Annotated in this window: 20 protein-coding genes and 1 pseudogene; 9 read left to right on the top strand and 12 right to left on the bottom strand. The window is 66.4% G+C overall.

The window, feature by feature from the left end; all coding sequences use genetic code 11:
• Window positions 1-13 precede the first annotated feature (13 nt).
• From IFT67_RS10025 to rpmF, 5 genes are all read right to left on the bottom strand, one after another.
• The gene (locus IFT67_RS10025; protein ID WP_192238649.1) at window positions 14-394 is read right to left on the bottom strand and encodes a MerR family transcriptional regulator; all 381 of its coding nucleotides are present in this window, start codon (window positions 392-394) and stop codon (window positions 14-16) included.
• Window positions 395-398: 4 nt separating this feature from the next.
• Window positions 399-698: an integration host factor subunit alpha gene (locus IFT67_RS10020; protein ID WP_107963972.1), complete on the bottom strand. Its 300-nt coding sequence runs from the start codon at window positions 696-698 to the stop codon at window positions 399-401.
• Between the two features lie 94 nt (window positions 699-792).
• Window positions 793-1,761 (bottom strand): beta-ketoacyl-ACP synthase III, encoded by a 969-nt coding sequence (locus IFT67_RS10015; RefSeq protein ID WP_192146940.1) that lies wholly within the window; start codon window positions 1,759-1,761, stop codon window positions 793-795.
• The gene (gene plsX / locus IFT67_RS10010) at window positions 1,758-2,786 is read right to left on the bottom strand and encodes a phosphate acyltransferase PlsX (protein ID WP_056054397.1); all 1,029 of its coding nucleotides are present in this window, start codon (window positions 2,784-2,786) and stop codon (window positions 1,758-1,760) included. Before plsX ends, IFT67_RS10015 begins: the two co-directional genes overlap by 4 nt.
• Window positions 2,787-2,827: 41 nt before the next feature.
• Window positions 2,828-3,007 carry a 50S ribosomal protein L32 gene (rpmF, locus tag IFT67_RS10005; protein ID WP_056054400.1) on the bottom strand — a complete coding sequence of 60 codons (180 nt, stop codon included), beginning with the start codon at window positions 3,005-3,007 and terminating at the stop codon, window positions 2,828-2,830.
• 215 nt (window positions 3,008-3,222) lie between these two features.
• Between rpmF and IFT67_RS10000 the strand changes: the two genes are divergently transcribed.
• Both IFT67_RS10000 and IFT67_RS09995 read left to right on the top strand, forming a co-directional pair.
• On the top strand, window positions 3,223-3,666 hold the full coding sequence (locus IFT67_RS10000) for an MAPEG family protein (RefSeq protein ID WP_192146938.1): 444 nt from the start codon (window positions 3,223-3,225) through the stop codon (window positions 3,664-3,666).
• Window positions 3,663-5,288, top strand: a complete 1,626-nt coding sequence (locus tag IFT67_RS09995; RefSeq protein ID WP_192146936.1) for a M28 family metallopeptidase — start codon at window positions 3,663-3,665, stop codon at window positions 5,286-5,288. The genes IFT67_RS10000 and IFT67_RS09995 overlap by 4 nt, the downstream gene beginning before the upstream one ends.
• Window positions 5,289-5,498: 210 nt before the next feature.
• Here IFT67_RS09995 and IFT67_RS09990 read toward each other — a convergent pair whose 3' ends face one another.
• The gene (locus tag IFT67_RS09990) at window positions 5,499-6,158 is read right to left on the bottom strand and encodes an MBL fold metallo-hydrolase (RefSeq protein WP_192146934.1); all 660 of its coding nucleotides are present in this window, start codon (window positions 6,156-6,158) and stop codon (window positions 5,499-5,501) included.
• Window positions 6,159-6,238: 80 nt separating this feature from the next.
• Here IFT67_RS09990 and pabB point away from each other — a divergent pair, with 80 nt between their 5' ends.
• From pabB to msrA, 4 genes are all read left to right on the top strand, one after another.
• Window positions 6,239-7,999 (top strand): aminodeoxychorismate synthase component I, encoded by a 1,761-nt coding sequence (gene pabB / locus IFT67_RS09985; RefSeq protein ID WP_192146932.1) that lies wholly within the window; start codon window positions 6,239-6,241, stop codon window positions 7,997-7,999.
• A 50-nt stretch (window positions 8,000-8,049) separates the two neighbouring features.
• On the top strand, window positions 8,050-9,249 hold the full coding sequence (locus tag IFT67_RS09980) for a pyridoxal phosphate-dependent aminotransferase (RefSeq protein ID WP_056054414.1): 1,200 nt from the start codon (window positions 8,050-8,052) through the stop codon (window positions 9,247-9,249).
• Between the two features lie 211 nt (window positions 9,250-9,460).
• Window positions 9,461-9,610 (top strand): hypothetical protein, encoded by a 150-nt coding sequence (locus IFT67_RS09975; protein WP_165895481.1) that lies wholly within the window; start codon window positions 9,461-9,463, stop codon window positions 9,608-9,610.
• Window positions 9,611-9,674: 64 nt separating this feature from the next.
• Window positions 9,675-10,334: a peptide-methionine (S)-S-oxide reductase MsrA gene (gene msrA, locus IFT67_RS09970; protein ID WP_192146930.1), complete on the top strand. Its 660-nt coding sequence runs from the start codon at window positions 9,675-9,677 to the stop codon at window positions 10,332-10,334.
• Between the two features lie 166 nt (window positions 10,335-10,500).
• Here msrA and pdeM read toward each other — a convergent pair whose 3' ends face one another.
• The gene (gene pdeM / locus IFT67_RS09965) at window positions 10,501-11,163 is read right to left on the bottom strand and encodes a ligase-associated DNA damage response endonuclease PdeM (RefSeq protein ID WP_192146928.1); all 663 of its coding nucleotides are present in this window, start codon (window positions 11,161-11,163) and stop codon (window positions 10,501-10,503) included.
• 125 nt (window positions 11,164-11,288) lie between these two features.
• On the opposite strand from pdeM, the gene IFT67_RS09960 reads away from it, so the two are divergent.
• A complete protein-coding gene (locus IFT67_RS09960) occupies window positions 11,289-13,262 on the top strand; it encodes a potassium transporter Kup (protein WP_192146926.1) in 1,974 nt (657 codons plus the stop codon).
• 200 nt (window positions 13,263-13,462) lie between these two features.
• Here IFT67_RS09960 and IFT67_RS09955 read toward each other — a convergent pair whose 3' ends face one another.
• The 3 genes from IFT67_RS09955 to IFT67_RS09945 form a co-directional block, all read right to left on the bottom strand.
• Window positions 13,463-14,872 carry a M20/M25/M40 family metallo-hydrolase gene (locus IFT67_RS09955; RefSeq protein ID WP_192146924.1) on the bottom strand — a complete coding sequence of 470 codons (1,410 nt, stop codon included), beginning with the start codon at window positions 14,870-14,872 and terminating at the stop codon, window positions 13,463-13,465.
• A gap of 59 nt (window positions 14,873-14,931) precedes the next feature.
• Window positions 14,932-15,756 carry an aspartyl protease family protein gene (locus IFT67_RS09950; protein WP_244647316.1) on the bottom strand — a complete coding sequence of 275 codons (825 nt, stop codon included), beginning with the start codon at window positions 15,754-15,756 and terminating at the stop codon, window positions 14,932-14,934.
• 365 nt (window positions 15,757-16,121) lie between these two features.
• Window positions 16,122-18,545, bottom strand: coding sequence for a ligase-associated DNA damage response DEXH box helicase (locus IFT67_RS09945; protein WP_192146920.1), 2,424 nt, complete (start codon window positions 18,543-18,545; stop codon window positions 16,122-16,124).
• 92 nt (window positions 18,546-18,637) lie between these two features.
• Between IFT67_RS09945 and IFT67_RS09940 the strand changes: the two genes are divergently transcribed.
• Window positions 18,638-19,243 (top strand): hypothetical protein, encoded by a 606-nt coding sequence (locus tag IFT67_RS09940; RefSeq protein ID WP_192146918.1) that lies wholly within the window; start codon window positions 18,638-18,640, stop codon window positions 19,241-19,243.
• Window positions 19,244-19,332: 89 nt separating this feature from the next.
• Window positions 19,333-20,331, top strand: a complete 999-nt coding sequence (locus IFT67_RS09935) for a ligase-associated DNA damage response exonuclease (protein WP_133029610.1) — start codon at window positions 19,333-19,335, stop codon at window positions 20,329-20,331.
• Between the two features lie 12 nt (window positions 20,332-20,343).
• On the opposite strand, the pseudogene IFT67_RS20605 reads toward IFT67_RS09935, so the two are convergent.
• Both IFT67_RS20605 and IFT67_RS09930 read right to left on the bottom strand, forming a co-directional pair.
• Window positions 20,344-20,715, bottom strand: a pseudogene (locus IFT67_RS20605) (DUF418 domain-containing protein); the annotation flags it as partial.
• 21 nt (window positions 20,716-20,736) lie between these two features.
• Complete coding sequence (locus IFT67_RS09930; RefSeq protein ID WP_244647314.1) at window positions 20,737-21,735, bottom strand: DUF418 domain-containing protein; 999 nt, start codon at window positions 21,733-21,735, stop codon at window positions 20,737-20,739.
• Window positions 21,736-21,750 lie beyond the last annotated feature (15 nt).

Below are 21,750 nucleotides of genomic sequence, written 5' to 3'. Positions count from 1 at the left end.
TACGCGAACGCGGCTAGGCTGCGCTGCTGTCCTTGATCAGCGCCTCGGCAAGCAGCGCGCGGATGGCGCGCAGTGCCGGAATCGGCGACGTGATCGTTTCCCGGACGATAGGCGCGGCCTTCTCCGCCGACAGCAACTGCTGGACGCCGCGCACGGTATAGCCCTCGCGGTTGAGCAACGTATCGATCCGTCGCACCAGATCAATGTCCTCGGCGCGGTAATAACGCCGATTACCTGCGCGCTGCAGGGGGCGAAGCTGCGGGAAACGCGTCTCCCAATAGCGCAGGATATGCTGCGGCAAACCCGTCTCGCGAGACAGTTCGCCTATCGTTCGAAACGCTGCGCCGGCTTTTCCAGTGGGAGGCGCGCCGCTATCGTCGGCGTCGCCCGACATTGATTCAGCCGGCACCGACGATGCGCTCACGCATCATCTGACTGGCGCGGAACGTCAGCACGCGGCGGGGTGCGATCGGCACCTCGATGCCCGTCTTCGGATTGCGACCGACGCGCTCGCCCTTGTCGCGGAGCACGAACGTGCCGAACCCCGAAATCTTGACGTTTTCGCCGCGCGACAGGGCGCCACACATCTCCGCAAGGATCTGTTCGACGATCTTGGACGAATCCGCGCGCGACAATCCTACGTTGCCGTGCAGCGATTCAGCCAGATCGGCTCGTGTCAAAGTACCGGTAATCGTCATTGGCAAGCTCCCACACTCGGTGAACTACCTACACAAGCAGACAGGCGACCGGAAGGACTTTGTTCTGCAAGCGAACCAAAGCGTTTCACAAGGATTAGAAGCGGATAACCGCCGCACCCCAGGTGAACCCACCGCCCATCGCCTCCAGAACGACGATCTGTCCTTGCTGGATCCGCCCGTCACGCACCGCGACGTCGAGCGCAAGCGGCACCGACGCAGCAGAGGTGTTGGCATGCTGATCGACGGTCACGACCACCTTCGCAGGTGCGAGACCGAGTTTCCGCGCAGTCGCGTCGAGGATGCGGGCGTTAGCCTGATGCGGGACGACCCAGTCGACCTGGTCCGACGACAGCCCGGCCATCGCCAGCGACTCGGTCATCACGGACGCCAGGTTGGTGACCGCATGGCGGAAGACCTCGCGGCCCTTCATGCGCAACTTGCCGACGGTCCCGGTCGTCGAGACGCCGCCGTCGACATAGAGAAGCTCGTTGTGACGGCCGTCCGCGTGCAGTTTGGTCGTTAGGATTCCGCGACCGCCGTCATCAGCCGTGTCCTGTGCCTCCAGCACGATCGCGCCGGCGCCGTCGCCGAACAGCACGCAGGTCGTCCGGTCTTCCCAATCGAGGATGCGGCTGAACGTCTCGGCGCCGATCACCAGCGCGCGCTTGGCGACGCCGCTGCGGATCATGCTGTCGACGACCTGCACCGCGTACAGGAAGCCCGAACAGACCGCGGCGACGTCGAACGCGACGCAATCGTTGATGCCGAGCATGGCCTGCACCTTGGTGGCGCTGGCGGGGAAGGTCTGGTCGGGGGTCGCGGTGGCGAGCACGATCAGGTCGATGCTCTGGGCCTCGATGCCCGCGGCGGCGAGCGCGGCGCGGCACGCGTCAGCCGCTAAGGTCGCGGTCGTCTCGCCCTCGCCGGCGATGTGACGGAAGCGGATGCCGGTGCGCTCGACGATCCACTCGTCGCTCGTATCGACCTGTTCCGCGAGTTCGGCGTTGGAGACACGGCGCGCGGGCAGGGCGGAACCGGTGCCGATGACGACCGAGCGAATCATGCCGCCTTCTCCACGCTGCCGAGATCGTCGGCGATGCGCCGCACCAGATCGTTGCGGACCATCTTGGCCGCGTTGCCGATCGCGGTTGCGACGCCGCGCTCGGTGGCGCCGCCGTGGCTCTTCACGACGATGCCGTTGAGCCCCAGAAACACAGCGCCGTTGTGATTGTTGGGATCGAGGTGATCGCGCAGCAACTCGGTCGCCGGCCGCGAGATCAGGAAGCCGAGCTTCGACCGCACCGAACTGCGAAACGCGCGCTTGAGCAGGTCGGCAACGAATCGCGCGGTGCCCTCGGCGGTCTTCAGCGCGATGTTGCCGGAGAATCCGTCGCACACGACGACGTCAACTTCGCCACGCGAGAGCCGGTCGCCCTCGATGAAGCCGTTGAACTGCATGTCCACGGCGGGCGTCGCGCGCAGCTGAGCCGCCGCGTCGCGAATCTCGTCCGTGCCCTTCATGTCCTCGCTGCCGATATTCAGCAGCGCGACGCGGGGATGCGGGATGTCGAGTGCGGTGCGCGCATAGGCGGCGCCCATGATCGCGAACTGGACGAGGTTGCGCGCATCGCACTCGGTGTTCGCGCCGAGGTCGAGCATCACCATGTCGGTGTCACCGAGCGTCGGCAGACGCGCCGCGAGTGCCGGCCGGTCGATCCCGGGCAGCATCCGCAACGACAGCTTCGCCATCGCCATCAGCGCGCCGGTATTGCCCGACGACACGGCGGCGGCGGCGCGACCCTGTTTCACCAGGTCGATCGCGATGCCCATCGAGGTCTTCTTGGCGCGACGAATCGCCTGGGTCGGCTTGTCGCTCGACCCGACGACTTCCGGCGCGTGGACGATCTCCGAATGCTGCGACAGGTTCGGATGGGCCTTCAGCCCCTCGCGAATCGCAGCTTCGTCGCCGACCAGCAGGAAGCGCATGCCCTCGAATTGATGACGCGCGCGGGCGACACCGGCGAGCATCACTGCCAGCCCGTCATCGCCACCCATCGCATCGACCGCGATCCAGCCGCTGTCGGGCATCGCTTATCCTTCGTTCAAGTTAGAGGTTCCGGACGGAAGCCTCAGCCCTCGATCGAGAGGATTTCACGACCGTTATAGTGACCGCACGAACCGCACAGGTTGTGGGGACGCTTCAGTTCGCCACAGTTGGGGCATTCCTGGAACGACGCGATCGTGAGCGAGTCGTGGCCACGGCGCATGCCGCGCTTGGAGGGCGAGGTTTTTCTTTTGGGGACGGCCATTTCGGCACCTTGTTCAATCTAAAGGTCGGGGCTCCGAGTACGTCCGGACACGGGATACAGGCAACCGACATGAATGCCGGCCGCCTGAAGCAACCCATGCGGCCTGACGCTCGCGAAGCGTGGCGCTATAGCGATTTCACCCCGCGTTGCAAGCTTCTGCCCGGAGTGGCAGGGCATGCGCCTGACAAAAGACCTGATATTCGAGGGGCAACGCCGTGATATTACCCGTAACGCTGACGATCGCCGCGGCCGCCGCCGTCGTCAACCTGTGGCTCGCCTTCCGAATCGTGCCGATGCGCGTGAAGGATAACGTGCTGATCGGGGACGATGGCAACCAGCGGCTGCAGGCGCGGATGCGTGCGCATGCCAACTTTACCGAATACGCGCCGTTCATCCTGATCCTGATCGGGCTGATCGAACTCGCCGGTGGATCGACGCTATGGCTGTGGATAGCCGGCGCGGTGTTCGTGATCGCGCGAATCGCCCACGCGTTCGGGATGGACCGGACGACGTCGAGCGTGCCGCGGGCAGGGGGCGCGCTGGCGACCTGGGCGCTGATGGCGGTACTCGCCGGCTGGGCGCTGACGATCGCGTATCAGGCGAACAGCGTGCCGGCCGCGAAGACATTCCAGGTCGTACCGTCGGGTGGCCGGGCATGAGCGCGCTTCGTTTATGGGGTGCCGCCACACTGCTGGCTGCCTCACCGGCCGTCGCACAGGTCTCGCCCGACCGACTGTCCGCCGACGTAAAGACGCTCGCCTCCGACTCGTTCGAGGGCCGTGCGCCCGGGACGCCGGGTGAGACCAAGACGATCGCGTGGTTGATCGCGCAGTTCAAGGCGATGAAGGCCCAACCAGGCGGCCCGAACGGCAGCTGGACGCAACCCGTACCGCTCGTCCACACCCGGATGGGCTCGGGCACCGTCCGTGCCGGCGACACCGCGCTGGTGCAGGGGCGCGACGTCTATCTCAGCACGGTCCGCGGGGTCGACCGCGTCGCGATCGCCAACGCACCGATGGTGTTCGTCGGCTATGGCGTCAGCGCGCCCGAGCGCGGCTGGGACGATTTCAAGGGCCTCGACCTCAAGGGCAAGGTCGCGGTGTTCCTCGTCAACGATCCCGATTTCGAGGCGGTCGCCGGCGACGATGCGAAGGGCAAGTTCGGCGACCGCCGGATGACCTATTACGGCCGCTGGACGTACAAATACGAAGAAGCCGCGCGACGTGGCGCGGTTGGTGCGCTGATCGTCCACGACACGGCGGGCGCGGGTTACGGCTGGAACACCGTCACCGCCCCCGCCGGCGAGAATTACGATATCGTCCGGAAGGATCCCGAATCGCGGGTGATGCTCCAGGGTTGGCTCGAAGGGGGCGCAGCGAGCCGCTTGTTCGCCGCATCCGGCCTCGATCTGGCGGCGTTACGGAAAGCGGCGCGGCGGAGCGACTTCCGCCCGGTCGCGCTGAAGCAGGCGTTCACCACCCACCTGCCGGTCAAGCACGACACCGCCGTAAGCCAGAACGTGCTCGCCAAGCTGCCGGGTACGAAGCACGCGGACGAGGTCGTGATGTTCGGCGCGCACTGGGACGCCTACGGCATCGGCGCTCCCGATGCGCAGGGGCGCACCATCCGCCCCGGCGCCAACGACGACGGTCTCGGCGTGGCGGGCGTCCTCGAACTCGCGCGCAATTTCGCCAAGGCGCCACGGACCGACCGCAGCCTCGTCTTCGCGCTGTGGAGCGGCGAGGAGCGCGGGTTGCTCGGTTCGGAGACCTATGCGGTGAACCCGGTCTATCCGGCCGCCAAGACGGTCGCCAATTTGACGCTCGACATCCTCCAGACGGCTGGTCCTGCAAAGGACGTCATGCTGGTCGGGGCGGGCCAGAACAGCCTCGAGGACATGCTCGGCGATGCCGCCAAGGCGCAAGGCCGCGTCATCACCCCCGAAGCGCTCCCCGAACGCGGGCTGTTCTACCGCGCCGACCATTTCTCGGTCGCGCGGCGCGGCGTGCCGACGCTGCTGCTGATGGCGATCAGCGGCGCACCCGATCTGGTCAAGGGCGGCCGGACAGCGGGGCAGGCGTGGCTCGACGGCTATATGAAATGCTATCATCAGACGTGTGATGCGTGGGGGCCGGACTGGGACCTGCGTGGGGCGGCGCAGGATGTGGATTTGTTCAAGACGATCGGGACTAAGCTGGCGAACAGCCGGTTGTGGCCGGAATGGCGCGATGGGTCGGAGTTCAAGTCGGTGCGGGCTGAGACGGTGGGGGAGCGAAAGTAGGACCTCTCACCGCGTGGGTAACCACCCCGGCGAAGGCCGGGGCCCAATTGGGGATGGTAGATTGGCGTGGGTTACGCTCCGTTACAGCAACCTTTCCAATTAGGCCCCGGCCTTCGCCGGGGTGGAGTGATTGTAAGGGACGCGTTTCTTCTTGTTCTCCCGCCTTCGCGGGAGAACAAGAAGGTTCGCGGGGAGGCGCAAGGGCAGCCGTTACCCCGCCAAAGCCCGATCGCTAACGAACATATTCGTCGCCCGTTCATGCGCGAACGTGCTCGCCGGCCCATGCCCCGGGATAAAGCTCGTATCGCTCCCCAGCGGCCAAAGCTTCTCGACGATCGACTTCACCAGCACCTGGTGATTCCCCCCAGGCATATCCGATCGCCCGACCGACCCCTGGAACAGCACATCCCCCACCTGCGCGAACTTCGATGGCGCGTGGTGGAAGATCACATGACCCTCGGTGTGCCCCGGCGTCTCGTACACATCGAGCACGAGATCACCGACCGACACCGTGTCGCCCTCGACCAGCCACCGGTCCGGCTCGAAATTGACCCCCGAAATCCCGTATTTCGGCCCATCCTGATCGAGCCGCTGCAACCAGAAGCGATCCGCCTCATGCGGCCCCTCGATCGGTACGCCGAGGTCGTTCGACAGCCGCTTGGCGCCCCCCGCATGATCGATATGCCCATGCGTCAGCAGGATCTTCTCGACCGTGACCCCCGCCTGTTCGACCGCCGCCATGATCCGCGGCAGGTCGCCGCCCGGATCGATCACCGCTGCCTTCATCGTCGCGGTGCACCAGATGATCGTGCAGTTCTGCTGGATCGGCGTGACGGGCACGATCGCAGCGCGGAGGGGAGGATTTGTCATGCCCTCGAAATAGGATGGCGCGTCGGTTGGAGCAATCGCCGCTTGCGGTTTACCCCATCGCCCGTGCAACAGTGAAGGCGATGTGGACCGCGCCCTACGTGTTGCTCGATGATGCCCGCGTGGCAGGCGCCCCGGCGCGAGTGTACCGCGACCCCGTCCGGATCGTCCGCGCCGATACGCTCGCCGAAATCCTCCCCGCACTCGACGCACTCCGCGACGCCTGCAAGGAAGGGCTGCACGCCGCCGGGTATCTTACCTATGAAGCCGGCGCCGCACTCGCGTCGAGGCCGGTCGACGTCCGCACCGAAGCCCCGCTGCTCTGGTTCGGCCTGTTTGCCGAATACCGGACGATAGCGCCCGAAGACGTCGCCGCGTTGCTCCCCGACCCCGCGGGCGCGTGGACTGGTGCGCCCCAGCCGCTGATCGACCGCGACACCTACGACGCCAGCCTGACGCGCGTGCTCGACCTGATCGCGGCCGGCGACATCTACCAGGCCAACCTCACCTTTGCCGCCACCGTCCCGTTCGTCGGCGACCCGCTCGCGCTCTACGCCCGGCTACGGCGTCAGGCGAAGGCGGGATACGGCGCGCTGATCGACACCGGCGAGACGCGCTTCCTGTCGCTGTCGCCCGAACTCTTCTTTACGCTCGACGGCGACACGCTCACCTGCCGCCCGATGAAGGGCACCGCGCCGCGAGGCGACACGCCCGAGGCCGACCGCGCGCTCGCCGAGGCGCTCGCGGCCGACCCCAAGCAACGCGCCGAAAACCTGATGATCGTCGACCTGATGCGCAACGACCTGTCGCGCGTTGCCACCCACGTCGCGGTCCCCGACCTGTTCACCGTCGAGACCTATCCAACCGTCCACCAGATGACATCGACCGTCACCGCGACGCTGAAATCCACGTGCGACGCAGTCGACGTCCTGACCGCGCTGTTCCCCTGCGGATCGATCACCGGCGCGCCGAAACAACGCGCGATGGAGGTCATCGCCGAGGTCGAGCACGCGCGCGTCCGCGGCATCTACACCGGCGCGATCGGTCGTTTCGACGCGAACGGCGATGCGATCTTCAACGTCGCGATCCGCACATTAGCGATCCAGGACGGCGCGGCGACGATGAGTCTCGGCTCGGGCATCGTCGCCGACAGCGTGGGCGACGCCGAATGGGACGAGTGCCATGCCAAGGGCGCGTTCGTCACCGCCGGCCAGCGCCGCTTCGACCTGATCGAAACGATGGCGTTCGACCCCGAGGCCGGCCTGACCCGCCTCGAAGCGCATCTCGCGCGGATGAAGGCGAGCGCCCAGGCCTTGGGCTTCACCTTCGACCGCCACACCGCGCGCAACGAACTCCAGGCCGCGACATTCCGGCTGCGCGGACCTCGCCGCATCCGCCTGTTGCTCAGCCCATCGGGCGCGATTGCGATCGAGGCGGCGCCACTCCCGCACTCGCCTGCGCAAGCGTCCGTCGCGATCGTTCCGCTGCCGGTCGACGCGACCGACTTCCGGCTCCGCCACAAAACAAGCGCCCGCGCCTTCTACGACGACGCGCGGAAAGCCGCGGGGACGTTCGAGGTGCTGTTTGAGGACGCCGACGGCTTCCTCACCGAAGGCAGCTTCACCTCCTTGTTTGTCCAGCGCGGCGAATCACTCGTCACGCCGCCGCTACGGCATGGCCTGCTCCCCGGGATATTGCGAGCCGACCTGCTCGAATCGGGCCGCGCAAGCGAAGCCGCGCTAACCCGAGCCGACCTGCCCGCCGGATTCTTCATCGGAAATGCAGTCCGCGGGCTCATTCCCGCCATCGTTACGGTTGCGAATTCGACCGATCGGCGCGTATAGCGCCCGCGAATTCCGCGGCGACGCTCGCGGACAACCGCAAAGGTTACACCATGCACGCATCCGCCGCGCTCGGCCGCATCAGCCCCTCGCCGACGCTCGCGATCACGTCGCGCGTTCTCGAACTGAAGCGCGCAGGCGTCGACGTGATCGGCCTGGGGGCGGGCGAACCCGATTTCGACACGCCGGACTTCGTGAAAGAAGCCGCGATCCAGGCGATCCGCGACGGCAAGACCAAATACACCAACGTCGACGGCACGATCGAACTGAAGCAGGCGATCGTCGCCAAGTTCGCGCGCGATAACAACCTGACCTACACCACCGACCAGATCAGCGTGAATGTCGGCGGCAAGCACACCTTGTTCAACGCGATGGTCGCGACGATCGATCCGGGTGACGAGGTCGTCATCCCCGCGCCGTACTGGGTCAGCTATCCCGACGTCGTGCAGTTCGCGGGCGGCGTGCCGGTGATCGTCAAGGCGGGTCCCGAGGTCGGCTACAAGCTCGACCCCGCCGCGCTCGACGCCGCGATCACGCCCAAAACCAAGTGGGTGATCCTCAACTCGCCGTCGAACCCGACAGGGGCCGGCTACACGATCGACGAGCTGAAGGCGCTCGGCGCGGTGCTGGCGCGGCATCCGCACGTCTGGATCTTCGCCGACGATATGTACGAGCACATCGTCTATGACGGCTTCAAGTTCGCGACCATCGCCGAGGCCTGCCCCGAACTGTTCGAGCGCACGCTGACCGTCAACGGCTGCTCGAAGGCCTATGCGATGACCGGCTGGCGTATCGGTTACGGCGCCGGCGCATCGTGGCTGATCAAGGCGATGGCCAAGCTCCAGTCGCAGTCGACCTCGAACCCGTGCTCGATCGCCCAGGCCGCCGCTGTCGCCGCCCTCAACGGCGACCAGTCGTTCCTCGCCGAGCGCAACACCGCGTTCCAGGGCCGGCGCGATCTGGTCGTCTCGATGCTCAACGAGATCGACGGCATGCACTGCCCCACCCCGGAGGGTGCGTTCTACGTCTATCCGTCGTTCGCCGAGCTGATCGGCAAGACGACGCCGAACGGCCGCCTGATCGATACCGACGAGGCGATGGTCGGCTATCTGCTCGACGACGCCAAGGTGGCGGTCGTGCAGGGCGCCGCGTTCGGCCTCTCGCCGGCGTTCCGGATCAGCTACGCAACGTCCGATGCGCTGCTCCGCGAGGCCTGCACGCGCATCCAGACGGCCTGCGCCGCGCTGAAATAAACGCCGGCAACATTCGAGACACGCGGCGACATCTCCCGGCAACCCTGTCGGGCGATGCCTGCTGCACGATGAACGCATCGGCCACGGCGCGTTAATCGAGAGTTTCTAAAAACGACATTGTGGTTGGCCGGCATCTCTACGACATGCCGGTCCGTAGCTGACGCTGACCTATCCGGCCGGCGCCATCACTGGGTTTCATTGGGATCGCATCATGCGCAGCATCGTAAAGTCGAGTTTCTTCTGGCAGTTCAGCGGCGGTTTCGTCCTCGGCGCCATTGGCTTGCTCGCACTCCAGCCCGCCGAAGCCCGCCAGACCTTCGCCAGCCATTTCGAGCACAGCGTTTCCGCCACCGCGCGATAACAGCCCATCTGATAACTGCAACGCCGGCCTAGCGAAGACGAGCGGCAGCCCCATGTATCAAAACATGAAAAAGCCGCTTCTCGCCACGCTCGCCGCCGTCGGTATCGCCGGTGCGTTTATTGCCACCGGCACCGCGCAAGGCGCCCGCGCCGTCGTCATCCCCGCCGTCAAGACCGACCTTCCTGCAGCGCCCGGTATCCAGACCGCGGTGCTCGCAGGCGGCTGTTTCTGGACGATGGAGGCGGTGTTCGAGCATGTGAAGGGCGTGAAGGCGGTCACGACTGGCTATGCTGGCGGCACCAAGGCGACCGCGACTTACGATCAGGTCTCTGCCGAGACGACGAAGCACGCGGAAGCGATCAAGATTGCGTACGATCCCCGCGTGGTGAGCTACGGGACGCTGCTCCGCGTATACTTCTCGATCGCGCATGATCCGACGACGCTAAACCGCCAGGGACCGGACAGCGGCACCAGCTATCGTTCGGCGATCTTCCCGCAGTCGCCGGCGCAGGCGCAGGTCGCCCGCGCGTACATCGCGCAGCTTGGCGCCACGCATGCGTTCTCCGGGCCGATCGTGACGAAGCTGGAGACGGGCGCGTTCTACCCGGCCGAGGCGTATCACCAGAATTTCTACGACCGGAACCCGACGCATCCTTATGTCGTGATGTGGGACAAGCCGAAGGTAGCGGCCTTCCGCGCGGCGTTCCCAACTATTTCTAGCTGAATTTCGTTAGCAGGCTCTCCAGTAGATCACCGGATCGAAGTAGCTTGTTTCCCCGCGAAGGCGGGGACCCAGACTGGGCTCCCGCCTTCGCGGGAGAACAAGGAGGGATGGGGTGATGTTTCGATAGGGAAGCATCGCACTCGTTCCGGGGTGACTGATAGGAACGTCAGGCTGCAACGGGAAACCGCAGCATTCGGTCCGCCACCGGCACCATAGCCTCGGCCCCAACCCCGACCGCACGCACGATTTCCGGATGATCCACATCCAGTCCCCCGGTTAGCGACCCGAACGCGGGTAAAATCAGCTTCGTTGCCGTCGCCACGAAACACCGCCGCGCAACCGATTTCCCCCGCACCCGCAACCGAAGCTTCGGATGGAAATGCCCCGACAGCTCCGGCCGCGTCTCCGTCCGGTCCGCTTCGTGCCGCAGCACCAGCCCGTCGACGACCACCTCGTCCACCACCTCCCCGCCACACCGATCGAGGATAGCCGGGTCGTGATTGCCCGTGATCCACGTCCAGCGCGTCCCGTCGGTCATCGCCCGCAGCATGTCCTGCGCGCGCTGCGGCAGCCGCTTGCACCCGTCGCTGTCGTGGAAGCTGTCGCCGAGGCACCAGACTTCGCGCGCGCAAGTCGCGGCGACCAGCGCGGTGAGATCCGCCAGCGTCGCGATCGAGTCATACGGCGGCAGCATCTGGCCGCGCTTGGCGAACCAGCTCGCCTTCTCGAAATGCAGGTCGGCGACCAGCAGCGCATGCCGCTCCGGCCAGAACAGCGCGCCTTGCGCCAACGCCAGAAGCGCATGCCCGCCGAACGAAAAGGGAACCATCCGCCCGCCATGCCGCCCCCGCCGCACCGAAACAAGCCGCCATCGTCGCGAACCGGGTGGGGCTTGCGCATGCCCCCAATCGGCGTAAAGCGCGCCGTCCCCTCAGGAGGAGCGCTCTTCGCGCCATGACGTCCGTCGCCGGAACACCCCAAACTGCCGCTGTACCGGAAACGCCTGGCGATCTGTCGGCGGCGCATCTGCATCCGCACCCCGCACTCGCCGCGCTGACCGTCGGCGCGATCGGCGTGGTGTTCGGCGATATCGGCACCAGCCCGCTCTATGCGTTTCGCGAGGCGCTCGGCCAGACGTCTGCGGGCGGCATCGATCCGAGCGAGATCCTCGGCGTGCTGAGCCTCGCGCTCTGGTCGCTGTTCCTCGTCGTGACGGTCAAATACGTCATCTTCCTGATGCGCGCCGACAACCAGGGCGAGGGCGGCGTACTGGCGCTGGCCGCGCTCGCTCGTCGCGCCCTCGGCATGCGGTCGCGGATCGCGATCGTGCTCGGCGCGGCGGGCGCGTCGCTGTTCTACGGCGATGCGATCATCACGCCGGCGCTGTCGGTGCTCTCCGCGATGGAAGGCCTGCGGACGATCCCCAGCGCGGCGCACATCTTCAACGAAGGCGTCGTCCGCGCGCTGACGATCGCCATCCTGATCGGGCTGTTCCTGATCCAGTCGCGCGGCACGGCGCAGGTATCGAAGCTGTTCGGCCCGGTCTGCATCCTCTGGTTCGTGGCGATCGGCGCGCTCGGCATCTGGCACATCGCCGACGAGCCCTCGATCGTCCGCGTGTTCCTGCCGACCTACGGCATCTCGTTCCTCGCCACGCACGGCGTCACCGGCTTGTTCGTGCTCGGTGCGGTGTTCCTGACCGTCACCGGTGCCGAAGCGCTGACCGCCGACATGGGCCATTTCGGCAAGCTGCCGATCCGCATCGGCTGGTTCTTCCTCGTCTTCCCCGCGCTCGCGCTCAATTACCTGGGGCAGGGCGCATTCGCCTTGTCACGGCTCGAGGATGCGGCGGCGCGCGGCGTGCCGTTCGTCAATCAGGACTGGTTCTTCCTGATGGCGTCCGAATCGCTGCGTCCGGCGCTGATCATCCTCGCCGGCTTCGCGACCGTCATCGCCAGCCAGGCGGTCATCACCGGTGCATTCTCGCTGACGCAGCAGGCGATCCAGCTCGGCCTGCTCCCCCGCCTGCGCATCCGCCAGACCTCGGCCGTGTTCGCCGGCCAAATCTACCTCCCCGCGATCAACTGGCTGTTGCTGATCGGCGTGCTGGTGCTGGTGATCCAGTTCAAGACGTCGTCGGCGATGGCCGCCGCGTACGGTATCGCGGTGACCGGCACGATGGTCGTCACCACCTTGCTAGCGTACATCGTCGTCCGCCACCGCTGGAACTGGTCGCGCCCGCTTGCGCTGGCGGCGATCCTGCCGTTCCTGACGCTCGACTTGATCTTCTTCGGCGCGAACATCCTGCGCGTGATCGAAGGGGGCTGGGTACCGCTGGTCATCGCCGCCGCGATCGGGCTGATCATCTTCACCTGGGTGCGCGGCAAGAAGATCGTCAGCGCGTTCGAGAAACGCCAGAGCATCCCGCTCAGCGATCTCGCCTCGGCGTTGGAAAAGCGTCCGCCCGAGCGTGTGTCGGGAACGGCCGTGTTCCTGACCGGCAACCCGCACGCAACACCCGGCGCGCTGCTGCACAATCTCAAGCACAACAAGGTGCTCCACGAGCGCAACCTGATCGTCAGCATCCGCACCGCGGATCGGCCGTTCGTCGAGGAGTCCCAGCGTGCAAAGGTGGAACGCGTCGACGACAATTTCTCGATCGTCGTGCTGACCTACGGGTTCATGGAGTCCCCCGACGTGCCGCGCGATCTCGGCGTCGGCAACAAGACCGAGCAGCTCGGACTCGACCCCATGCGCACCTCGTTCTTCATCGGGCGGAATACGCTGAAGCCCGATGCGGAGAAGGGCATGCCGCCGTGGCAGGACCGGATCTTCCTGTTCCTGCAGCGCAACGCCAGCGACCCCACTGACTTCTTGAAGATCCCGCCGGGCAAGGTGCTCGAACTAGGCGAACAGGTCACCGTCTAAGCCGGGCGCGGGGCGAACGGTTTCGGGGCGGGAAGCGCGTGCTCCCTCGCCCCCCCGGGGAGAGGGAAGGGGCCCGCGGCACTTGCCGTGGGAAGGGAGAGGGGCGTTGTCGGGCACCGTCTCGAGCCCCAAGCCCCTCTCCCTTCCGTCGCCTAAAGGCTCCTCCCTCCCTCTCCCCGAAGGGGCGAGGGAAAAGACGCTCACCCCGCAAACGCCTTTACCAAGTCGAAAAGGTAGTCTCGGCCGTCGTACAGGGAATTCACACGAATTCGCTCGTTGAGGCCGTGGATGCCGCCCATGTCCTTGTCGATGAAGACGCCCGGCGCGCCGTAGACCGGGATGCCGATCGCCTCGAAGAAAATGCCGTCGGTCGCGCCGGTCGACATCAGTGGGAGAATCGGCAGGCCGGGGAAGTGCTTCGCCGCAACCTTGGTCACGGGCCCCATGATCTTCGGGTCGAGCGTCGGCGGGATCGCGGTCGGGCGCACCGGCTGGTTCGCCGTCACCGTCACCTTGGCTCCCGCCAGCTCCTTCAGCTTGGCGAGCGTGCCCTCCACCGTCTCGCCCGGAAAGATCCGGCAGTTGATGTTCGCCGTCGCCCGCTGCGGCAAGGCGTTCTCCGCGTGACCCGCGTTCAGCAACGTCGCCACGCAGGTCGTGCGCAACGTGGAGTGCATCGCCTTGTCGCGGCTGACGATCGCATCCGCCGTCTTGTCCTCGGGGTTCGCGAGCAGCTTCGTGATCGCATCCCCCATCTCGCCCGGCATCGCCTTCGCACTCGCCGCGAAGAACGCCTTGGTCGTGTCGGTGAACTTCACCGGAAACTCGTAGCCCTGGACTGCCTTCACCGCGTCGGCGAGCTCGTAGATCGCGTTCTCGGGGATTGGCTGCGAGCTGTGCCCGCCTGGGTTGGTCGCGAGAAACGTGTAGTTCTGCGCGGCCTTCTCGCCGACCTGGATCGCCAGCAGCTGGCGCTTGCCGTTGTCGTCGATCCGCCCGCCGCCGCCCTCGTTCAGCGCGAACTCGGCCGCGATCAGGTCGGGCTTCGATTTCGCCAGATACTGCGCGCCGTTCCAGGCAAAGGTCGTCTCCTCGCCGCAGGTGAGCGCGAGCTTGATCGTCCGCTTTGGCTTGTACCCGCTGGTCTTGAAGCGGATCATCGCGTCGGACCAGATCGCCGCCTGCGCCTTGTCGTCGACGGTGCCGCGCGCGTAATAATAGCCGCCTTCCTCGATCAGCTTGAACGGATCGCGCACCCAATCCTCGCGCTTGGCCTCGACCACGTCGAGATGCGCGAGCAGCAGCATCGGCTTGATCGACGCGTCCGACCCCTTCAGCACCGCGACCAGCCCGCCGTCCTTCGGGTGCTCGGGCACCGAGAAATAGGTGATGTCGGCGTCCGCATAGCCCGCCGTCTTAAGCCGCGCGCCGATCTGCGCCGCCGCCTGCGTGCAGCTGCCGGCGGACAGCGTCGTGTTGGTCTCGACCAGTTCCTTGTAGAGCCCGAGGAACGCCTTCTGGTCAGGGCGCGACTGCGCCTGTGCCCCAACCGCCGTCGTCACGGGTGTGGTCAGAATCGCCGCCGTGAGTAGCCAACCAGTCGCGCGCATCGTCGTCCCCTTGTTCGTTTCTGTGGGGAGAGTTGCAGCGAACGCGCGGTTACGCAACCTCAGCGCCGCGGCTCGCCGCCACGACGCGTTCCGCGAGGCAATGCCAGCCTGACTTCACGGTTGGCGAAATCGATGTCGACGCGGCGAAACAACTGCAGCACATCCATCCCGAGCAGCATCGCGGGACGCTCGGACAATCCGAACTGCCGGAACGGCGGCGCATCGATCGCAGTGAATGCGACGGGCACGTCGCCGAGCGAGAGGCTCCCGATCGTGACGCGGTCGATCGTCGTGTAATCCGCAACCACCGTTTCGCCGGTGACGCCGGTCAGCGACACCGACTGCGACGGCCCAGCGCGGCCCAATCCCTTGCGCGTCACCTTCCGGCGGAGTGCGCCATTGGCCATGCTCACGGACGTGCCGGTATCGAGGATCACGCGGATGCGGATGCCGTTGCAATAGGCGTCGGTGACGACCAGCTGTCCGAACAGGCTGCGCGCTTTGATCACGATCTCGTCGGGACCTGCGCGTTCGCGATTTTGGCGTTTGCGCGAGGGGGTGACGGTCATCGTCTTGGTGTCGAAGTCGATCGTCACCGCATGATCCTGCAATGTGTCGATCCCGAGCAGCCCGCGCGCACCGAGATTGATCGCGCTGATCGCCGGGGCCTCGATCGCGGCGCTACCGATGACGCTCACCTTGAGCGAGGGGATCATGACGGTGCCGATGCTGTCCGAGCCGGTCATGCCGGTCACGCGGACGATGCGGCCTGGGGCAAGGCCGAGCGTGGCGGCGAGTTCGCGGGCGATGACGGTACGCTGCGCGCCGGTGTCGACGACGAAGGGGAAGGGGCCGGCGCCGGCGATCGTCACGGGGACGGTCATGCGGGATTCGTCGTCGCCGAAGAGGAGCGTGGCGGGGTCGGGCTCTGCTGCGGATGCTGCACCGGGCGTGGGTGCAGCATTTGGGCGTGGAGAGACTGCGTCCTGAGCGCTAGCTTGGGCGGCGATGACTAGCAGTAGCGGGGCTAGCCACTTGTGCATGCTGCAAATGCTGCGCCTGAATTCGCGCGCGTGCAACTACCGTAGTTAGGGACGAACGTCCCTTCCAAACGCTACCACCCCGGCGGAGGCCGGGGCCCAATTGGGGGAGGTTGCTAATGGAGGGCAACGTTCCGTTACGACCACCTTTCCAATTGGGCCCCGGCCTTCGCCGGGGTGGTGTTTTCAACGTAGGCAGCCGTAGTCGCTCAATCCGGCCGCATCGCGTCCGCGATCATCGCCTCCGCCTCGATCAGCAGCGCGTCGTCCGAACTGTTGGTCGAGATCTTCTCGCGCCCGATCAGCGTCAGCACCGGCACCGCGAGCGGCGTTACGCGCTCAAGATCGACATGCACCATCGTCGCCGCGGCGCGGTCGAGCAAAGATGCCAGCCGCCCGACATCGGTCATCCGCGCCCGCGCGTCCGCCCACGCCGCCTCCAGCAGCAGATGCGTCGGCTCGTACTTGCGCAGCACATCGTAGATCAGGTCGGTCGAGAACGTCACTTGTTTACCGGTCTTGCGCTTGCCCGGATGCTGGCGCTCGACCAGCCCGCCGATCACCGCCACCTCGCGAAACGCACGCTTTAGCAGGTGCGATTGCTGCACCCATTCGACGAACTCATGCTCGAGGATATCCGTCGAGAACAACGACGCCGGATCGGTGATCTTCTCAAGCCCGTACACCGCCAGCGCGTAATCATTCGCAACGAAACCGAGCGGTTTCAGCCCCTGCGTCTCCATCCGCCGCGTGATCAGCATGCCAAGCGACTGGTGCGCGTTCCACCCCTCGAAGCTGTACGCGACCATGTAATGCCGCCCCTCGCGCGGGAAGGTCTCGACCAGCAGCTGGCCGGGCTCGGGCATCACCGATCGATACGCCTGCATCTCCAGCCATTCGCGGACGTCGTCGGGAAAGCGCGCCCAGTCGCCTGGATGCGCGAGGAACCCGCGAACGCGATCGGCGAGGTTGGTCGACAGCGGCATCCGGCTGCCGCCATAGGTCGGGATGCGCGCGGGCTTCGACGTCGCACGCACGACCAGATCCTCGAGGTCGATCTTCATCACCTCAAGGCTCAATCCGGCGAAGAAGAACGTATCGCCATGGCTCAACTGCGCCGCGAACGCCTCCTCGACGCGACCCAGCACGCGGCCATTGCCGAACCGCACGTTGAGCATCGTCGCCTCGACGATGATGCCGGCGTTCAGCCGGTGCTGGCCGATGAATTTCGGATGGCTGACGCGCCACGTCCCGTCCGCATCCTTCGTGAGCCGCTTGAATCGGTCATACGCTTTCAGCGAATAGCCGCCGTCGCTGATGAAGTGCAGCACGCGCTCGAACGTCTCGGTCGGCAGCGCGGAATAGGGGAGCGCGGAGCGGATCTCGTCGAGCAGGTCGGCCTCGCGGAACGGTGCCGCGCATGCGCATGCCATCACGTGCTGTGCCAGCACGTCGAGCGCACCGACGCGGAAGATATCCGCATCGAGTTCGCCCGCCTCGACCGCGTCCAGCGCCGCCCGTGCCTCCAGATATTCGAAGCGATTGCCCGGCACGACGATAGCCTGAGACGATTCGTCGAGCCGGTGGTTCGCGCGCCCGATCCGCTGCAACAGTCGCGAAGAACCCTTCGGCGCGCCCATCTGGATCACGCAATCTACATTGCCCCAGTCGACGCCCAGATCGAGGCTCGACGTCGCAACCAGTGCGCGCAGTTTCCCCTCGGCCATCGCGTTCTCGACTTTTCGCCGCGCCTCCTTGGCCAGGCTGCCGTGGTGGACGCCGATTGGGAGATTGCCCGAATTCACCTTCCACAGATCCTGGAAGATCAGTTCCGCCAGGCTGCGCGTATTGCAGAACACGATCGAGGTCTCGTGCGCCTCGATCTCCGCCATCACCTGCGCGGCGGCATAGCGGCCCGAATGGCCCGACCACGGTACGCGACCCTCGGGCAGCAGGATCGCGATGTTGGGATCCGCACCCGCCTCGCCGCGGACCATCGCGACCTGGTCGATGTCACCATCGGGCGCGAGCCAGGCGCGATAGCCATCGGCATCTGCCACCGTCGCCGACAGCGCGACGCGACGCATTCCCGGCGAAATCGTCTGCAACCGCGCCATGCACAGCGACAATAGGTCGCCGCGCTTGCCGGTCGCGAACGCGTGGACCTCGTCGACGACGATCGTGCGGAGGTTTTTGAACATCGTGATGCTGTCCGGATAGCTCAGCAATAGCGACAGAGACTCCGGGGTCGTCAGCAGGATCTGCGGCGGTTTGATCCGCTGTCGCGCCTTGCGATCCGACGGCGTGTCGCCGGTGCGAGTCTCGACGCGGATATCGACGCCCATCTCGTCGATCGGCGTCAGCAGGTTGCGCTGCACGTCGACCGCGAGCGCCTTCAGCGGCGATACGTAGAGCGTGTGGAGACCGGTGGTAGGCGCCTCGATCAGTTCGGCAAGCGTCGGCAGGAACCCGGCGAGCGTCTTGCCCGCGCCGGTCGCCGCGACCAGCAGGGCATGATGCCCCGCGCGGCCCTCGGCGAGCATCTCGAGCTGATGCCGCCGCGGCCGCCAACCCCTCGCGACAAACCAGTTTTCCAAGGGGGAGGGGAGGTCGCTCACGGCCTGTTCACGCATCAGCGTCATATGGGGGCGTCGCGCCGCACCGCTATGGACCGCGTGCGCGATGGCCGCCATTTCGGCCAAAGCTCTGTTGTGAAAGACGATCGGTGTCGCTTCTTCGTTATCTCCTGCCCCTGCCGTTGCTCGCACTTCTGCCGTTCGCCAATGCCACCGCCGCCGACAAGTCGTTCGTCGGGGGGGGAGGGATCGTCCGATTGTCCTACGCCTCCCGCCTGACGCCGACGCGCAATTTCGCCGGCCGCGCGCTGATGAACCGCGGCTGGCGCCAGATGTGGGACGGCGCGCCGGTCGGTCGCGGCGTCGGCATCGTCCGTTTCTGGGAGGTCGCCCGGCCGACCAACGGCCAGGGGCAGGTGACCGAGCTGATCCAGGTCGGCTTCAGTCGGAGTGCCGACGTGGTGGCGACGTGCGGCACCGCGGGACTGGTCTCGGGGAGCGCCAGGCGCCTGCCGAACCGGATGCTCGGCGGCCACCGCTGGACGGTCTACACCAATGGCGACGCTGGTATGAGCCAGCAGGTGAACGCGACCAACTTGCGCAGCGTCATCAACGGCGCCTGCTACGCGATCGACCGCGTCACGTACGCCGTGAAGGCGGCAGCGCCAGCCAGCCGCAACGCGCCGACCCAGGCCGTCGCGGCAGCGCGGATGGACGCGATCCTCGCGACGATCAAGGTCGGCGGGCGGCGCTGACCGATCCCTCTATGGCGGGGGGAGGACGACGTAAGGCCGTGCATACGCTGCCGACGGCACCGCACCCCGACGTCACGCGTTACTCCCGCATGGCAAAACTTGGCGACTGGCTCGAACCGCATCCCCACGGCATTCTCGTCAAGCCGATCGACGCGTGGATCGACCCCTCGATCCCGACCGCCAAGGCGCTCGTCACGCACGGCCACGCCGATCACGCGCGCGGGGGTCACGAAGCGGTCTGGGCGACGCCGGAGACACTCGCGATCATGGACGCGCGCTATGGCCCGCAGGCCGGCAACCCGGTCGCGTACGGCGAGACGATCCGGATGGGAGAAGTGGACATCGGCTTCGTCCCCGCCGGCCATGTCCTCGGCTCCGCGCAGATCGTGCTCGACTATCGCGGGGAGAGGATCGTCGTTTCGGGCGACTACAAGCGCCGCGCGGACCCGACCTGCACGCCGTTCGAGCCCGTCAAATGCGACGTCTTCATCACCGAAGCCACCTTCGGCCTGCCGGTGTTCCGCCACCCCGACACCGGCGACGAGATCGACAAGCTGATCGCCGCGCTGCACGCCAATCCCGACCGCTGCGTCGTCGTCGGCGCCTATGCGCTCGGCAAGGCACAACGCGTGATCGCCGAACTGCGCGAGCGCGGTCACGAAGCGCCGATCTACATCCACGGCGCGCTGCAACGCCTGTGCGACCTGTATGCGGAACACGGCGTCAGGCTCGGCGAACTGCTCCCGGTGGCGGACGCGAAGAAGGCGGATATGGCGGGGCATGTCGTGATGTGCCCGCCGGGGGCGCTCAACGATCGCTGGTCGCGGCGCTTGCCCGACCCGATCACCGCGATGGCGAGCGGCTGGATGCGCGTTCGGGGCCGTGCGCGACAGAAGAACGTCGAGCTCCCGCTGATTCTCAGCGATCACGCCGATTGGGACGAACTGATCGCGACGCTCACCGAGATCGCGCCGCGGGAAGTCTGGGTCACGCACGGCCGCGAGGACGCGCTGGTCCACTGGTGCATGACCCGCCAGATCAAGGCGCGCGCGCTGGCGCTGGTGGGGTTCGAGGACGAGGACGACTGAGCCCTCGTCCCGTCACGTCGGGCGTAGTTCTCCGGACAATGGCGGCGGCGTCGCCCTGCGCCACGGCAGCGCACGTCCCTCCACCAGCGATCGCCACGCCCACTCCACCGGGGCGATGTCGAACCTTCGTACATAGGCGTTGGCGAGCAGCAACAGCGCGATATCGATCGCCAGCGCCGTCGCCATGAGACCGGTCCAGCCGAGCGTCCCGTACAGGGCTAGCCCAAATGGCGGGAACAGGATCCACAGGCAGACGATCGTCTGGAGGATGTAGATCGACAGCGCAGTCCGCCCGGCCGCGATGAACGGCCGCAACAGCGTGGCGCCGAACCCGGTGCCGAGCAGCAGGCACACCGCGCCGACATGGCCGAGCGTCATCGCCTCGCGCGCGACTTCGACGGTGGCCTACATCGTCTTCGGCGCATCGCCGAACCGCGTCTGCTCGATCGCGCCGACGATCCGCAACGGGATGGCGACCGCGTAGGCGATCAGCGTCATGCGCAGGTAGAAGCCGCGGGATCGCGAACCTTGCAGGATGCCGAGCTTGTAGAGCGCGGCACCGATCAGCATCACGCTGGCGGCTTCCCAGACGAACAGCAGTTCGAACCCGTGCGTCTCGAGATAGACCGTTACGCTCCACTGCATCGCCGCCCATGTCGCGAAATTGCCGGTCCGCGCCTTGTCCTCCGCGACGATCCTCGCACGGCTGTCGGCCTTGCTCTTGGCGCGCTTGGCGTCGCCGGTCGCGATCTTGGCAAGCACCTTCCGATCGTCCGCGGTGACCGGTCGACCTGCCGCGCGCGCTTCGTTAATCGCGGCGACCTGAGACCGCTCCTGCAGCGCCTGATAATAGCCGAAATATCCGCCCCCTGCGAACTGCGCGACGGCGGCGATCAGCCCGATCGTGATCAGCCAGCGCGGCCGCATCCGGCGGAACAGGAACGCGATCATCGCGGCGATCGCGTAGGTGTGGAGGATGTCGCCGGGCCACAACAGGATGAAGACGTGGACGACGCCGAACCCGAACAGCAGCAGGTTGCGGAGGTAATAGCGCTTCATCACGACGCGCTTGCCGGCGCTCAGTGCGGCGCGATCGGTCAGGATCACCATCCCCGCACCGAACAGCAGTTCGAGCATGCAGCGCGCGGTGCCGTTCGCGATCACCTCGCGCAGCCACCATGCGACCTGATCGGCCCGTGTCCACCCGATATGCCGAAAATCGCCGAACGACGCCCAGAGCGAGCCGCCCATGTCGTTGATGTTCATGAACAGGATGCCGAGGATCGCGATCCCGCGGAGGATATCGAGAACCGCGATACGCGGCGCACCGTCGGGCTCCGCCGCCTGCAAGATCGCTGGTTCGGCTGCCGTGGCGCCTAAGTCGCGTGTGGCTTGGTCGTCCATCGTTCTGGGCCCCCC

This window comes from Sphingomonas sp. CFBP 13728 (assembly GCF_014841895.1).
In the GTDB taxonomy this organism is placed as follows: domain Bacteria; phylum Pseudomonadota; class Alphaproteobacteria; order Sphingomonadales; family Sphingomonadaceae; genus Sphingomonas.
The sequence above is the reverse complement of the archived record's forward strand: the minus strand, read 5'-3'. Positions and strand labels throughout refer to the sequence as shown.

Coding starts and splice junctions, on each gene's coding strand:
- IFT67_RS10025 (WP_192238649.1), bottom strand. CDS start 394: ATGTCGGGCGACGCCGACGATAGCGGCGCGCCTCCCACTGGAAAAGCC.
- IFT67_RS10020 (WP_107963972.1), bottom strand. CDS start 698: ATGACGATTACCGGTACTTTGACACGAGCCGATCTGGCTGAATCGCTG.
- IFT67_RS10015 (WP_192146940.1), bottom strand. CDS start 1,761: ATGATTCGCTCGGTCGTCATCGGCACCGGTTCCGCCCTGCCCGCGCGC.
- plsX (WP_056054397.1), bottom strand. CDS start 2,786: ATGCCCGACAGCGGCTGGATCGCGGTCGATGCGATGGGTGGCGATGAC.
- rpmF (WP_056054400.1), bottom strand. CDS start 3,007: ATGGCCGTCCCCAAAAGAAAAACCTCGCCCTCCAAGCGCGGCATGCGC.
- IFT67_RS09995 (WP_192146936.1), top strand. CDS start 3,663: ATGAGCGCGCTTCGTTTATGGGGTGCCGCCACACTGCTGGCTGCCTCA.
- IFT67_RS09990 (WP_192146934.1), bottom strand. CDS start 6,158: ATGACAAATCCTCCCCTCCGCGCTGCGATCGTGCCCGTCACGCCGATC.
- pabB (WP_192146932.1), top strand. CDS start 6,239: ATGTGGACCGCGCCCTACGTGTTGCTCGATGATGCCCGCGTGGCAGGC.
- IFT67_RS09980 (WP_056054414.1), top strand. CDS start 8,050: ATGCACGCATCCGCCGCGCTCGGCCGCATCAGCCCCTCGCCGACGCTC.
- IFT67_RS09975 (WP_165895481.1), top strand. CDS start 9,461: ATGCGCAGCATCGTAAAGTCGAGTTTCTTCTGGCAGTTCAGCGGCGGT.
- msrA (WP_192146930.1), top strand. CDS start 9,675: ATGAAAAAGCCGCTTCTCGCCACGCTCGCCGCCGTCGGTATCGCCGGT.
- pdeM (WP_192146928.1), bottom strand. CDS start 11,163: ATGGTTCCCTTTTCGTTCGGCGGGCATGCGCTTCTGGCGTTGGCGCAA.
- IFT67_RS09960 (WP_192146926.1), top strand. CDS start 11,289: ATGACGTCCGTCGCCGGAACACCCCAAACTGCCGCTGTACCGGAAACG.
- IFT67_RS09955 (WP_192146924.1), bottom strand. CDS start 14,872: ATGCGCGCGACTGGTTGGCTACTCACGGCGGCGATTCTGACCACACCC.
- IFT67_RS09950 (WP_244647316.1), bottom strand. CDS start 15,756: ATGACCGTCCCCGTGACGATCGCCGGCGCCGGCCCCTTCCCCTTCGTC.
- IFT67_RS09945 (WP_192146920.1), bottom strand. CDS start 18,545: ATGCGTGAACAGGCCGTGAGCGACCTCCCCTCCCCCTTGGAAAACTGG.
- IFT67_RS09935 (WP_133029610.1), top strand. CDS start 19,333: ATGGCAAAACTTGGCGACTGGCTCGAACCGCATCCCCACGGCATTCTC.
- IFT67_RS09930 (WP_244647314.1), bottom strand. CDS start 21,735: ATGGACGACCAAGCCACACGCGACTTAGGCGCCACGGCAGCCGAACCA.